The organism is Massilia frigida, assembly GCF_011682175.1.
In the GTDB taxonomy this organism is placed as follows: domain Bacteria; phylum Pseudomonadota; class Gammaproteobacteria; order Burkholderiales; family Burkholderiaceae_D; genus Telluria_A; species Telluria_A frigida.
Genome location: NZ_WHJG01000015.1, coordinates 140504 through 153382, shown reverse-complemented (window position 1 = coordinate 153382; position 12879 = coordinate 140504). Strand labels below are relative to the sequence as shown.

Genomic DNA, 12879 nt, shown 5'->3' with positions numbered 1-12879 from the left:
ATTGTGTGGGCGTTTTGGTGAAGTCTTGAGAAACTGCATCATGCCAGAAATGGGTGCGCCCACACCCTCCTTTATGCTTGCGATGCCAAGCCGTTCCCATGCGTTACGCCAGTTTTGCAAGAGCCTCGTTGGTCAGAACCCGCGGCGCCAATTTTCAGCTACTTCATTTACTTTGTGCCCGTCCTGCGGGTGGCGTGTGCTCCTTTGCAACGCCGATGAGGGGGTCAACCAGCCACTCGATCAGCTTCCGGCGATCATTGAAAATATCCGCTTCAAGCGTCATCCCAGGTTCAAATAGTTTCTGCTTGCCGTACATCATCATGGAATTGGTCGCCATCGTCACGGTTGCGCGATACATTGGGACGTAGGATGTATTGGGACCGTCGGGGGCACTCGCTCTATCATTGATCGGGTTGAGTTCGACCTGTTTAATCGTTCCGGCTACCAAGCCGTACTTCTGGTACGGGAAGGCATCAATGCGCATTTTTACCTGCTGTCCCGCAGCCACCGACGATTTCGCTTGCGAGGGGATCAGCAGCTTTGCCTCAAGCATGCTGCCGGTTGGAAGAACAGTGGCCAGCACTGTTCCTGGCTGCACGGACTGCCCCACGTCGTAGCCCAATGCTGTGATGGCGCCTGCGGAGGGGGCCAAGACGCGTATCATGCTTCGTCCTTCGTGCTCCGCCGCCTCTTGCTCAATTGTGGCAAGACTTTGTTCGGCTTCGGTAATGGCGATCCTTTCACGTGCGGCGAGTGATTCTGCTTCGTTTCGTATCTGGAGCAGGGCGCCGCGTGCGTTGCCGAGGTTGACCTTGAGCGCATTGCGTTTGGCCAGCTCGACATTCAGGGCGTTCTTGTACTGCGCAAGGGTGGCCGGTGACACAAAGCCCTGTTGGGCAAGGGCGTGTTGCCGGTCGTACGAGGTCTGGGCGCTCTTGACCAGTTCGTCACCGATGGTGATCGCGCCAAGATGCGTTGTTAGTTCGCCCTTGAGCAGGCGCTGCTGATCGGCCAAGGAACTGCCACGCAACGCCAGTTGCTGGAGCGTTGCGTCACGGTGCAGGGCAATCTGTTCGCGGCGCATGGCGAGTGAGGCACCGATGCGCGCATCGATGGAGCCAGCCCCGCCAATCCGCTCGGCCGACAGGTCGAATAGCACTTGCCCTGCCTTGACCACTTCGCCTTCTTTGATGTGGCGCGCGACGATGCGGCCAAACTGGGGCGCGACTGCCTTGATAGCGCCGCCTGGATAAATTAGCTGGCCAGTCACTCGCACCTTGCTGCTGTATTCGCCAAAAGCCAGCAGCAGTCCAAGTGCAAGCACGATCAGAGCCCCGCACGCGGCCGCCACCTGCATCGGCACTGGGCGGGCCAACACGATCGCGCCAGCTTTGCGGCTACGGCGGGCCTCAATTACTTCAACCCGTATCGGCACCAGATCCACATGAATCTCCCATTCACGATATTGCCAACTCATTGGATGAGCAGCATTAAAGGCGTGATCCGCGTCGCATGGCGCACACATGCCGATAAGCTAGCTCTTGAGGCACGCACTACAAGACCATCAACGTGGATATAGACGCCACGCGCTGAAGTAAAGTTCAAATTTTTTTGTCGTATGAGTGCACTTCCGCAGCTAACTCGACTGTGTGGTGTGGACCAAACCACACGGTCTAGGATCACGTGCGGCTCGGTTTGTACCATGAAGGGTATTGCCGGGACCATCGGTGCCAATCGACTTGCCGAGATGGTCATCAAAGAAGAGCAGTTGTTGGAGCAGCAGGCAGCCAACGACACGTGGCGTGAACTGGATGAATTATGGCTGCTGGCGAAGCGGGTTATCGAGGCGGCCAAGCGGTATCTGGCGCAGCTGGCTCCGGCGGCCAATGGCGCCCCCCTCAGGCCGACACTGGACATCGCCGTTCTACGTACCCGGACCGTAGAACTGCGGCAATTGCTCGCTGCCGGAGACCTGAAGGCCGACGACGCGTTCGGGCGCTTACAGGACGCGTTCGGCACACTGATGCCGGACGAATTTGCGTTGATCGAGGAAAGCATTGACGCATTGGATTATCTAAAAGCGAGCGAGCTGTGCAATCGGCTATTGGAGGCCACCAGTATCGCCCCAAGCGGCGACCTATCGCATTAAAATGGGCCGGAACAGCATTCCAGCCGTTTCTCGGCCAGGACCCATGCAGGGCGCCGTCGCCTATCCGCGACATGCTGCGCGCGACGATGACGGGGGAAGGGATGGCCAGGCGCTCAGGGCAAAACGGAGCCCTTCGACCTTGCCGACACACGTGAGCCCGTCGATTCTCGATCCGGCTCAAGCGTGGCCAACGCCGCGGGTCAGGTCGGCATCTTGTCGCGCGGAAGACTGATCATGAATACGCAACCCTTGCAGGGAACATCGCGCACGGTCAACTGCCCGCCATTGGCGGTAATGCTCTGCTTTGCGATGGTCAAGCCCAGGCCGATGCCGCTCCTGTCGACTCCTCCCTGGTTGAACGGCAAGAACATGTTTTCCGCGACGCCCGCCCCCAGGCCGCCGCATTCGTCCTGCACGTCGATATGGATACGATTGCCCGAAGCATAAGCCGTCAGGACGATCTCCGTGCCTGGCTTGGTGAACTTGAAGGCGTTTTGCAGCAGGTTGGCCACCGCCGCAATGAGCAAATCCCGGGTCCCGATCAGGGCGAGCGTCGCGTCAACCGGGGCGACCCGCAATGTACAGCCGTGCATTTTCGCCGACAGCGATGCGGCGTCGTCGATCTCGGTGATCAGTTCGGCCAGCGAAAACGCATCGAGAACCATATTGCGCTGTCCGAGTGTCCTGACATCTTCCAGCGAGGTAGTGATCAGCTTTTCCAGGCTGGTCAGGCTGCGATCGAGGATGTTGCCGGTAGCGCCGCTCAGGCTCAGGTTGCCCTGCTTGGCAGCCGAAAACGCCAGGGAAGCGGTGCCCAGCAGGTTGCGCAGCTCATGCGCGAAATAGCCCATTTTTTCGCGCGTGTCCAAGGCATGCGCATCGGCGACGACTGCATCTTTCAGGAAGCCGAATTCGGTGACCGCTTCGGCAATGGCATTGTCGAGGCAACGGTTCAAGGTGCGAAATTCGTTCACTTCGATCGGCGCGTCGCATTCCACGGCAAGGTCCGTGATCGCCTGGCACAGGTCGCCGTAATCGTGGACCACCTGGTCGACGCTCAGCCCCAAGGCCAGCAGGTCCTTGCCATGCCGTGCGGCCGACACGCTCACTTCCGACAAGGCCGCGCCGCCGCCCGCCGGTCCGGACACGCGGCGGCTGTCGAACGGTGTGCTCGTCTGCTCGATGCGCAGGGTGCTGATCAATTGATCGAGGAAGAGGGGAATGCCATCTTCCAACTGCTCGTCGGTGGCGGAGCGGCCGGGCCGCTCGCCGACCTTGACCCGGCACCTGCGCGTCAATTCATCGCGGTTGTCCGCCAAAAAATCATGCATCATAAGGAGACCTCGCGCCTCAAGACTTGCTTGAGACAAGCATCGCAGATGTGCCGAGCAATCTTGACGATAACTTATCTTAGCACTGTCGGATCGGCGCACGGAAATACCATTGGTATCTCTTTTGCAAGTACCATGCAGGTGGGGGCGGCGATCGGCAGCTTGCGTCGCGAGCGAGCCGATGCGGCCGGTTCGCTCGCCAGCGGCGCCACGGTTGAACGCCCGGGAGCGGTCCACAGGAATCGGGCCGGAGACGGGACGACAGGGGCCGGTCCGCTTACCCGGCCAATGCAACATGCCGCTCGCTGTCGAACAGTCCTTACAGCAGCCCCGATTCGCCGGCCAGGCCGGGATCCACCGCGCAGGCGGTGCCGTCCATGTCAACGCGCGTCGATGCCGGCTTTGCGCCGCGCGGATTCGCGGCGACGCGGCAGTACGGGTCCCGGGTGCACATCGCGCGTATGTCACGCGACGCAGACGCCGCTGCGGTCATCGACCACGCTGTGCAGCATCGACGTGGGCTCGCCCCTGGAGGGGGCATATAGGCGACCGGCAGTAACGGCTGTATGTTAACATGCGCGCCTATGGCCGATCTCGTATCGCACGAGCAGCTTGTTCGTGGCCAAATCGCTTGATAATTTTTTCATCGGCTAATCATTCGTTTCGATTTGCCTGGCATGACTCACACAACCCAGCCCGCCATGAGTGCTTCAACCCTTCTTCATTCTCTGTTTAAATACAAAGCCTGGGCGAACGAGGAGCTCTTCTTTGAGCTTGAGAAACTCGACCCTGCGACCCATCAGGCAGAGTTGCATGCTGCCGTCCGGCTCCTCAATCACATCTACGTGGTAGATCGCATCTTCGCGGCCCATCTTTCCGGCATTGCACACAGCTACACGGCAACCAACACGCCGGAAACCCCCACGTTTGATGAACTGCGCCACGCGGTCACGGAGTCGGACCGCTGGTACGTCGCATACATTGAGAATTTGGCTCCCGACCTTCTGTCGGAAAGTGTGCCGATCAGGTTCACCGATGGTGCCAACGGCCTCATGTCCCGAGAGGAAATGCTGGCCCACGTCGCCACCCACGGTGGCTACCATCGCGGCGCCATTGGGCGCATCATGGCTCAAGTGTCGGTACCGCCGCCGCCAGACGTCTTCACCGTCTATTTGCACCGGTCCGAGCCTGAACGCCGTGCGGGATACCTCTGGCAGGCCAGATCAGCGCGGACGTAGCGTCGATCCGCACCGGTTGTGGGACAAGCGCCGCCGCCGCCCGCTCAGTCGCCGTGATTGCCGGTTGGCGCCGCGCTTGATGCATGCATGCGCAGGCGTCTGCGCCAGAGGAACGGCGACCCGGCCTTGGCGCTCCGGCAGTGGCGTCCTGGCAAATCAACAATCACATCGCTTGCAATTAGTCTTGGCCAGAAGCACACGGTTGGCGTGCGGCGCAGGACGGTAGAATTAGCCAGCATGCCTATTTGCGGTACTTTGCCATTGCACAATCATGCTCCAGCCCATGTTAATCTCACTGCAGCAAATGACATAACGGCGCGTAACGAGACAGTACTGTTGTGTTTCAAGCAACAATAAACCCGCCGCGCCTCACCCGGAGTCCGATCGATGACGCCTTGCCGACTTCCTGCTCGCCTGCTGGCATTGCCGCTGTGCTGCGTGCTGAACCTGGGCGCGGTCGCCGGCGCGGGCGGCGCCAGGGCGGCCGCTTCACCGCCCGAGATGTTGTTGGCGAGCACAGACTGGTTGCCCTACACCGGGGCACGTTTGCCCTTGGACGGCGCGGCGAGCGCGGTGGTAGCGACGGCGGCGGGGCGTTTTGGCTATACCGCGCGTTTCGCGTATTTTCCGTGGCTAAGGACCGTGCAGCTCGGCCACGACGATCCCCGCTTCGCTGGTTATTTTCCGGCCTACTACACGGAAGAACGCGCGCGCGATTGTCACTTGTCGGCGCCGATCAGCACCAGCATCGTCGGCCTGGCTTATCTGAAGAGCACGCCCTTGCATTGGCACAGCGTGGGCGACCTGGCCGGCATGAAGATCGGCGTGGTCGCGGGCTACGCCAATGGCGCCGCCTTCGACGCGATGGTCAGGAAGGGCAAGATCCGCGCCGACCTCTCGCGCGGCGACCTGCTCAATCTCAAGAAACTGCTGGCGGCGCGGGTGCCCGCGATCGTCATCGACAAGGCCGTGCTGCGTTACCTGCTGTTAAGTTCCCCTGAGTTCGCGGGTCAGCGCGAGCAGGTCGTTTTTCACGACAAGATCCTCGGTGAGATGGGGGTGCATATCTGCTTCCAGCGCACGAAAGTGGGGCTGGGCCTGCAGCAGTCGTTCAATGCGGCGCTGCGCGGCATGGATCTCGGCAAATTCGATGCGGCCTACTTCAGGGAGCTCGGAGCCGCCGAAAAACCAGGGGCGAAATAAGCCGCGGCATCGCCATTACCGGCCACGCCATAGCGCCCGCCGCGTGCCAGGTCGGACAATCGGACACGGTCTCGTCTGTAGCACGTAGAGGGTCGTCTTTGTCCACCAAACGCCGTGGTGCCAGGTATGACAATCGCCGTGGTGCCGCCGCGTGCGATGCATGCCTGCGCTGTCGCCCGCGGCGGACCCACGATGAAATGAATACGTCCAGCCGGCACTTCAAAGCAAGTGGCCGCGTCCCTGATCAAGGTGGCGCAGTGATTCCAGTAGATGGTTCACGCCAGCATGCGCTCGTGCAGTTCCGCCGGTGCGTCGTCATACAGCTTGACCACGGTCGAGGTGCGCGTGCCGTAGCCGGGAATTTCGATGCACACCGCCGACAGGCCACGTTCCAGGTCGAGCGCGATGCCGGTATCGGGCAAGCGCATGTCGGCCGCCCGCGTGGTATCGGCCAGCATCTCGAAATACGCGTCTTGCGGCGCGCCCTGGCACAACAGGCTGGCGAACTGCGCCTTGGTGCGCACGACCTTCGGCCACGGCGCGTCCAGCAAGCTGTTGGAAATACCGTAAATCCCCGGTTCCAGCGCCTGCCCGTTGCGCGCATCGCTCGCGCCGCGATTGGAGAACCAGTACATGCCCGTGCGGTCGCCCAGCACCAGGTTGAAGCCGTTGTAGGCGTCGCTGCCGCCGGCAATCTGCGCGATATAATCGGCGGCCGTCATCGTGCCCGCCAGATAATCGGCCACCAGCGCCCCGCGCGAGGGCGCATCGGTGCGGCGTTCTTCCGGCGCGCGGATATTGGTCAGGGCCGCGAAGCGCGGGCCGTTGGCGCCATCTTGCGTGATGCCCATCCAGCTGCCGCCGAATTTGAGGTCGCGCCCGGCATAGATGTTCGGATGCTCGGGCCACACGCCGGCCGGCGCGGTCGGGCGGTCATAGAATTCGTCGCGGTTGGCGGCGGCGATCAGGGGCACGCCGGGAACGACCTGCCATGCAAAAACAATCAGGCACATGTGCTTATATCCGTAAAAACTTCCGTGTGGCGCGGGCCATCGGTGAACTGGTCCAGGCCGGCTTGCTGAAGCGCCGCCGCCAGGGCGTTGTCGAACCCGTCCGGGGTGGCGAGGTAGATTTCCATCCAGGTCTGGCGCCCATCCTGCGCGCCCGGACGGCGCTTGACCGTGCCCGCCACACCCGTTTCGGCGGCCAGCGCGCCCTGCATGGCGCGCACGCGCGGAGCAAGCTGCTGCGCGTGCTCGTCGCGCACCTTGTAGTAAATATAGAGATCGACCATGGCAGGCTACAGGTCGAGGGCGTCGAGCGCGTAGGGCATGGGCAGCAAGCGCAGGGGCACGCCGCTGGCCGAGCCGAGGCGTACTTCGCCTTGCCCGATGGCCGCCAGTTTCATTTCCACCAGCGCATCGACACCACCGCTGCCGTTCGGCGCGCTGTTGACGATCATGCCGCAGGGCTGGTCGGGGTCGCCGACGGCAAAGACTTCCTCGCCGCTCGCGGCCAGTGCGTCGATGGCGGCCAGCGCCGTACGGCGCTTGAGCTTGCCAAGATACTGGCTGCGGGCGACGATCTCCTGGCCCGGGTAGCAGCCTTTCTTGAAATTGACGCCGCCCAGCAGTTCAAAATTGACCATTTGCGGGACGAATTGTTCCTGCGTCTTGAGCGTTACCTGCGGCACGCCGGCGTGGATGTCGGCCAGGCGCCAGGCATCGGTACCGGCCGGACGCAGCGCGGCGGCCAGCGCCGGCCATGCCGCCTGGGCCGCTTCGGGCGTGGCCAGCCACTGGTAGCGGGCACTGCCGAACGCATCGGCGACGCGGATCAGGGTGCCGAGCGGGTGCTCGATGCGGGAATAGGGCGTGGGCGGCAGCGCGCCGAACAAGGGCGCCAGCGCATCCTGGGCGGCCGCGCCGCCGATGCCGAGCAGCACCTGGCCGGCAGCGGCATCGCTCAGCTTGGCTTTGGCGCGCAGCACGAACATGGACAGGCGTTTTTGCAGGGCCGGCTGGATGTCGCGCGCCAGCTGCAGGAAGACCGATTCGCTGGTGCGCCACATCAGGAACGTGGCTTGCAGGCGGCCTTTGGGCGTGCAGTAGCCCGCCAGGCGCGCCTCGGCCAGGCCGAGGTGTTCGACGTCGTTGGTCAGCTGATTGTGCAGGAAGCTGGCGGCGTCGTCACCCGTGACGGCGATCAGGCCCTGGTCGGTGACGGGCGCGACAAAGCCCGGCGCCAGGTCGGCGACGCCCAGGGAATTGCCGAAGTCAGGCACATGGCCGCTGCCATCTTGCGCGAGGCGGGCGCCCTGCGACGAGAGATATTCATTCCAGTTGTTCATAAATTTCAAATATTTCCCGATTTAAGCTTTATCATTACGGCCTCATTATAGAGATGTCGCGTAAATCGCGCCGGCAACGGCGAAAACCACGGAATCGAGCACGGTCTTGTTCAAAAAATTACTCATATTGGCGCTCCTGCTGTGTACCGCAGCGATGACCTACTTCTTCCACTGGGCCAAGGAGCCGATCACCACGTCCGGCGATCCGATTCCGTTCACGGTGGAGTCCGGCAGCGGCGTGGGTGCGGCTGCCCAGCAGATTGCCGACGCCGGCGCCCCGGTCAATCCCTACCTGCTGTCGATGCTGGCGCGCGCCACCCAGACCGCCTCCAAGATCAAGGCCGGCACTTACGAGCTCAAGCCCGGCACCTCGCCGCGCAAGCTGCTCGACCAGCTGGTGCGCGGCGAGTTCGCCCAGGAATCGCTGACCATCATCGAGGGCTGGACCTTCAGGCAGATGCGCCAGGCGGTGGCCGCCAGCAAGGGCCTCAAGCACGATACGGCGAACTTGTCCGACACCGAGCTGCTGGCCAAGATCACCACCGACTACAAGGCGGCGGAAGGCTTGTTCTTCCCGGACACTTACCTGTTCGCCAAGGGATCGAGCGACTTGCATATCTATAAGCAGGCGCATGCCTTGCTGATCAGCCGCCTGGGCGCCGCCTGGGAAAAGCGCGACCCCAGCTTGCCCTACGAAAATCCTTACCAGGCGCTGGTCATGGCCTCGATTGTTGAAAAGGAAACCGGCCAAAAATCGGAGCGCGCCATGATTGCCGGCGTGTTCGTGAACCGCTTGCGGCTCGGCATGATGCTGCAGACCGACCCGACCGTAATCTATGGCATGGGCGACAAATATGCGGGCAATATCCGCAAACGCGACCTCGAAACCGACACCCCTTACAATACCTATACGCGCACCGGCCTGCCGCCGACCCCGATCGCCTTGCCGGGCGTGCAATCGCTGGCGGCGGCGCTGGGGCCGGCCAAGACCGACGCCCTGTATTTCGTGGCGCGCAAGGATGGCACCAGCAAGTTTTCCAGCAATTTGTCCGACCATAACCGGGCAGTGAATCAATACCAACGATAGGCGTTTCCCGTTCCATGACCGACAGTACCGCCTCAAGAGGCAAGTTCATCAGCTTTGAAGGCATCGACGGCGCCGGCAAGTCCACCCACATCGCTTTCGTGGCCGCGACCCTGGAAGCGCTGGGCAAGCGCGTGGTCTCCTCGCGCGAACCGGGCGGCACCGCGCTCGGCGAAAAGCTGCGCGACATGCTCCTGCACGACAAGATGCACCTGGAAACCGAGGCGCTGCTGATGTTCGCCAGCCGCCGCGAGCATATCGCCCAGGTCATCGCACCCGCGCTCGAACGCGGCGACTGGGTCATTTCGGACCGTTTTACCGATGCCAGCTTCGCTTACCAGGGCGGCGGACGCGGCCTGGACCGCGCCAAGATGGAGGCGCTGGAGCAATGGGTGCATCCGCACCTGCAACCGGACCTGACCCTGCTGTTCGACGTGCCGCTTGATGTCGCCCGCGCGCGCCTGGACGCCACCCGCACGCTGGACAAGTTCGAGCAGGAAAAAGCGGATTTTTTTGCGGCATGCCGGAACGAATACCTGCGCCGCGCCGCTCAGTTCCCCGGTCGAATTGTTGTCATCGATTCCGCGCAATCGATTGCGGACATCCAGGCTACGCTCAGCGGCATCCTCGAAAAACTGCTGCAAGTGATTGATTAAAATAAGAATGTCGCGATGAGCAATACAATTTACCCCTGGCAGGCAGGTGCGTGGCAGCAGTTACAGCTGATGCGCGAGCGCTTGCCGCACGCGATCCTGTTCCACGGCGCCGCCGGCACCGGCAAGGCCGATTTTATCGAAGCCTTTGCCCAGTCCCTGCTGTGCGAAAACGTGCGTCCGGATGGCCATGCCTGCGGCAGCTGCGGTTCCTGCGGCTGGTTTTCGCAGCAAAACCATCCCGATTACCGGCGCGTGCGTCCGGAGGCGCTGGAAGACGACGCGCCGGCCGAGGGCGAGGAGGGTGCGGATGCCGACGGCGGCAAGAAAGCCAAGTCGGCCAAGGCACCGTCGAAAGAGATCAAGATCGAGCAAATCCGCGCCCTGGCCGACTTCATGAACATCTCGACCCACCGCCAGGGCTTGCGGGTGGTGGTGGTGTATCCGGCCGAAGCGCTGAACATGCCGGCCTCGAACGCCTTGCTCAAGACCTTGGAAGAGCCGCCCCCGGGCACCGTGTTCCTGCTCTCGTCGAACAGCCTGGACCGGCTGCTGCCGACCATCTTGTCGCGCTGCCGCAAGTTTGCCCTGCCAATGCCCGACCAGGCCGCCGCACTGGCCTGGCTCAAGGAGCAGGGCCTGGCCGACGCCGACAGCTGGCTGCGCGAGCAGGGCGGCGCGCCGCTGGCCGCGCTGGCCCAATCGGACACCGGCAACCGTGAGGATCTGGAAACATTATTACAATGCCTGGCGCATCCCAGCGTCGATGGCGCGCTGCGTACTGCCGAGAAATTGAGCAAGGCACCCCTGTCGACGTTGGTTTCTTGGATGCAGCGCTGGCTTTACGATCTGTTTTCCTACAAACTAGCGGGTAGTATCCGGTATTATCCACGTTACCAGAAGGAACTCGCCGTGCTCGCTGCCAAAGTGCACACCGCGAACCTGCTGCGCGCGATGAAAAATGCAAACGACCGGCGCGCGATCGCGGACCATCCGCTGTCGCCGAAATTGTTTGTCGAAGACTTGTTGCTTGATTACACTGCATGCTGTACCTGAAAGGATTTTAATGTCTGGCAACCCAACTGACCCTAGTGCTCCGCAAATCACGCGTCCTTCGGTCCTGTCGCTTGCCATCAAGGAAAAGGCGGCGCTGTATGCCGCGTACATGCCTTTTCTGCGCAACGGCGGCATGTTCGTGCCCACCGTGAAGCCGTACAAGATCGGCGACGAGATTTACCTGATTCTGGCGCTGATGGACGACACCAACAAGTATCCGATTGCAGGCAAGGTCGCCTGGATCACGCCTGTGGGCGCCAACAATAACAAGGCGCAGGGCATCGGCGTGCATTTTCCCGATGACGAAACCGGCCAGCGCGCCAAGTTGCGCATCGAAGAGATCCTGGGCGCCGCCCTGCGCTCGTCGCGCGCCACCCACACGCTGTAGCACCCGACCCCTTAACCTGACTGTCACCGTGCGCCGTATGCCGTCTTTCGTTCACCGCCTTGCCCGTCCCGAGGACTTGCCCGTCATCGTCGACATTTACAATTCGACCATCGCCTCGCGCGAGGTGACCGCCGATACCGAGCCGGTGTCGGTGGCCTCGCGCCAGCCATGGTTCGACGAGCATGACCCGGAGCGCCGCCCGCTGTGGGTGCTGCATGCGGCCGACGATGCCAGCGCCAGCCCGGCCGTGATCGGCTGGATGTCGTATTCCAACTTTTATGGCCGCCCGGCCTATTCGGGCACGGCGGAGCTGTCGATTTACATCGCCGAAAGCTGGCGCGGCAAGGGCATCGGGCGTTACTGCCTGGAACAAGCCATCGCTTACGCGCCGAATATTGCCGTGCATACCTTGCTCGGCTTCATTTTTGGCCACAACGTGCCAAGCCTGGCCTTGTTCAAGAAGTTCGGCTTCGCTACCTGGGCCAACCTTCCCCGGGTGGCCAAGCTGGACGGCATCGAGCGCGACCTGATCATTCTGGGCAAGCGTATCGCCTAGCGTTTACAATGGCGGGATGTATATCGACTCCCACTGCCATATCAATTTCCCCGAGCTTGCCGTGCGCATGCCCGAGATCCTCGCCAAGATGGCCGAGAACAAGGTCACCCACGCCCTGTGCGTGTCGGTCGACCTGCCGGACTTTCCCCAGGTGCTGGCCCTGGCCGAGGAATATCCCCACATCTACGCTTCGGTCGGCGTGCACCCCGATTATGAAGATACGCCGGAACCTTCGGTCGACCAGCTGGTCGAACTGTCGGCGCATCCGAAAATCGTCGCCATCGGCGAAACCGGTCTCGACTATTTCCGGCTCCAGGGCGACCTTGAATGGCAGCGCGAGCGTTTTCGCGTGCACATCCGCGCTTCAAGAATCACGCGTAAGCCCTTGATTATTCACACCCGCGCCGCCAGCGCGGACACCATCCGCATCATGCAGGAAGAGGGTGCGGGGACCGACAAGGGCGGCGTGGCGGGTGTCATGCATTGCTTTACAGAATCACTGGAAGTGGCCGAGGCTGCGATCGCGATGGGGTTTTACATCTCGTTTTCGGGCATCGTTACCTTCAAGAGCGCCAAGGATTTGCAAGCCGTGGCGCGCGCCGTACCGCTCGATCGCATCCTGATCGAGACCGATTCGCCTTACCTGGCGCCGGTGCCGCACCGGGGCAAGATGAACGAACCGGGCTTTGTGTGCCATGTGGCGGAATTCCTGTCGGCCTTGAAAGAGGTGCCGCTGGCCACGGTGGCGCAGCAGACGACCGACAATTTCTTCAATCTTTTCAAGGTGGTACCCATCTAAGTTCGCGTTGAACCTGGCATTGCTTCGGTAACTGCGCAATTGCCGGCGCGCGCATGGTTTTCCCAATGTTTT

General features: G+C 62.0%; 14 protein-coding genes. 9 read left to right on the top strand and 5 right to left on the bottom strand.

Going from position 1 to position 12879, the window contains the following annotated elements; genetic code table 11:
• Nucleotides 1-163 precede the first annotated feature (163 nt).
• Nucleotides 164-1477, bottom strand: a complete 1314-nt coding sequence (locus F2P44_RS16620) for a beta-barrel domain-containing protein (RefSeq protein ID WP_167088160.1) — start codon at nucleotides 1475-1477, stop codon at nucleotides 164-166.
• A gap of 225 nt (nucleotides 1478-1702) precedes the next feature.
• Between F2P44_RS16620 and F2P44_RS16615 the strand changes: the two genes are divergently transcribed.
• Nucleotides 1703-2149: a hypothetical protein gene (locus F2P44_RS16615; protein WP_167088159.1), complete on the top strand. Its 447-nt coding sequence runs from the start codon at nucleotides 1703-1705 to the stop codon at nucleotides 2147-2149.
• Between the two features lie 200 nt (nucleotides 2150-2349).
• On the opposite strand, the gene F2P44_RS16610 is transcribed toward F2P44_RS16615, so the two are convergent.
• A complete protein-coding gene (locus tag F2P44_RS16610; RefSeq protein ID WP_187363340.1) occupies nucleotides 2350-3483 on the bottom strand; it encodes a sensor histidine kinase in 1134 nt (377 codons plus the stop codon).
• Nucleotides 3484-4181: 698 nt separating this feature from the next.
• On the opposite strand from F2P44_RS16610, the gene F2P44_RS16605 reads away from it, so the two are divergent.
• Together F2P44_RS16605 and F2P44_RS16600 are read left to right on the top strand one after the other, a co-directional pair.
• Nucleotides 4182-4718, top strand: coding sequence for a DinB family protein (locus F2P44_RS16605; protein ID WP_167088158.1), 537 nt, complete (start codon nucleotides 4182-4184; stop codon nucleotides 4716-4718).
• A gap of 387 nt (nucleotides 4719-5105) precedes the next feature.
• Nucleotides 5106-5921, top strand: a complete 816-nt coding sequence (locus tag F2P44_RS16600; RefSeq protein WP_167088157.1) for a substrate-binding periplasmic protein — start codon at nucleotides 5106-5108, stop codon at nucleotides 5919-5921.
• A 275-nt stretch (nucleotides 5922-6196) separates the two neighbouring features.
• Here the strand turns inward: F2P44_RS16600 and F2P44_RS16595 are convergent, their stop codons facing one another.
• The 3 genes from F2P44_RS16595 to ygfZ are packed head-to-tail and all read right to left on the bottom strand — an operon-like array spanning nucleotide 6197 to nucleotide 8271.
• Nucleotides 6197-6934 carry an NRDE family protein gene (locus F2P44_RS16595; protein WP_167088156.1) on the bottom strand — a complete coding sequence of 246 codons (738 nt, stop codon included), beginning with the start codon at nucleotides 6932-6934 and terminating at the stop codon, nucleotides 6197-6199.
• Nucleotides 6925-7215, bottom strand: a complete 291-nt coding sequence (locus F2P44_RS16590) for a DUF4936 family protein (RefSeq protein WP_167088155.1) — start codon at nucleotides 7213-7215, stop codon at nucleotides 6925-6927. Before F2P44_RS16590 ends, F2P44_RS16595 begins: the two co-directional genes overlap by 10 nt.
• Before the next feature lie 6 nt (nucleotides 7216-7221).
• Entirely contained in the window at nucleotides 7222-8271 is a 1050-nt protein-coding gene (gene ygfZ / locus F2P44_RS16585) for a CAF17-like 4Fe-4S cluster assembly/insertion protein YgfZ (RefSeq protein WP_167088154.1), read from the bottom strand.
• 106 nt (nucleotides 8272-8377) lie between these two features.
• Between ygfZ and mltG the strand changes: the two genes are divergently transcribed.
• From mltG to F2P44_RS16555, 6 genes are read left to right on the top strand one after another with little or no spacing between them, the layout of a single operon-like run.
• The gene (gene mltG, locus F2P44_RS16580) at nucleotides 8378-9358 is read left to right on the top strand and encodes an endolytic transglycosylase MltG (RefSeq protein WP_267877610.1); all 981 of its coding nucleotides are present in this window, start codon (nucleotides 8378-8380) and stop codon (nucleotides 9356-9358) included.
• 14 nt (nucleotides 9359-9372) lie between these two features.
• Complete coding sequence (tmk, locus tag F2P44_RS16575; RefSeq protein WP_167088153.1) at nucleotides 9373-10011, top strand: dTMP kinase; 639 nt, start codon at nucleotides 9373-9375, stop codon at nucleotides 10009-10011.
• Nucleotides 10012-10026: 15 nt separating this feature from the next.
• On the top strand, nucleotides 10027-11064 hold the full coding sequence (locus F2P44_RS16570; protein ID WP_167088152.1) for a DNA polymerase III subunit delta': 1038 nt from the start codon (nucleotides 10027-10029) through the stop codon (nucleotides 11062-11064).
• A gap of 10 nt (nucleotides 11065-11074) precedes the next feature.
• Entirely contained in the window at nucleotides 11075-11452 is a 378-nt protein-coding gene (locus F2P44_RS16565) for a PilZ domain-containing protein (RefSeq protein WP_167088151.1), read from the top strand.
• Nucleotides 11453-11489: 37 nt separating this feature from the next.
• The gene (locus tag F2P44_RS16560) at nucleotides 11490-12008 is read left to right on the top strand and encodes a GNAT family N-acetyltransferase (protein ID WP_167088150.1); all 519 of its coding nucleotides are present in this window, start codon (nucleotides 11490-11492) and stop codon (nucleotides 12006-12008) included.
• 16 nt (nucleotides 12009-12024) lie between these two features.
• Nucleotides 12025-12807: a TatD family hydrolase gene (locus F2P44_RS16555; RefSeq protein WP_167088149.1), complete on the top strand. Its 783-nt coding sequence runs from the start codon at nucleotides 12025-12027 to the stop codon at nucleotides 12805-12807.
• Nucleotides 12808-12879 lie beyond the last annotated feature (72 nt).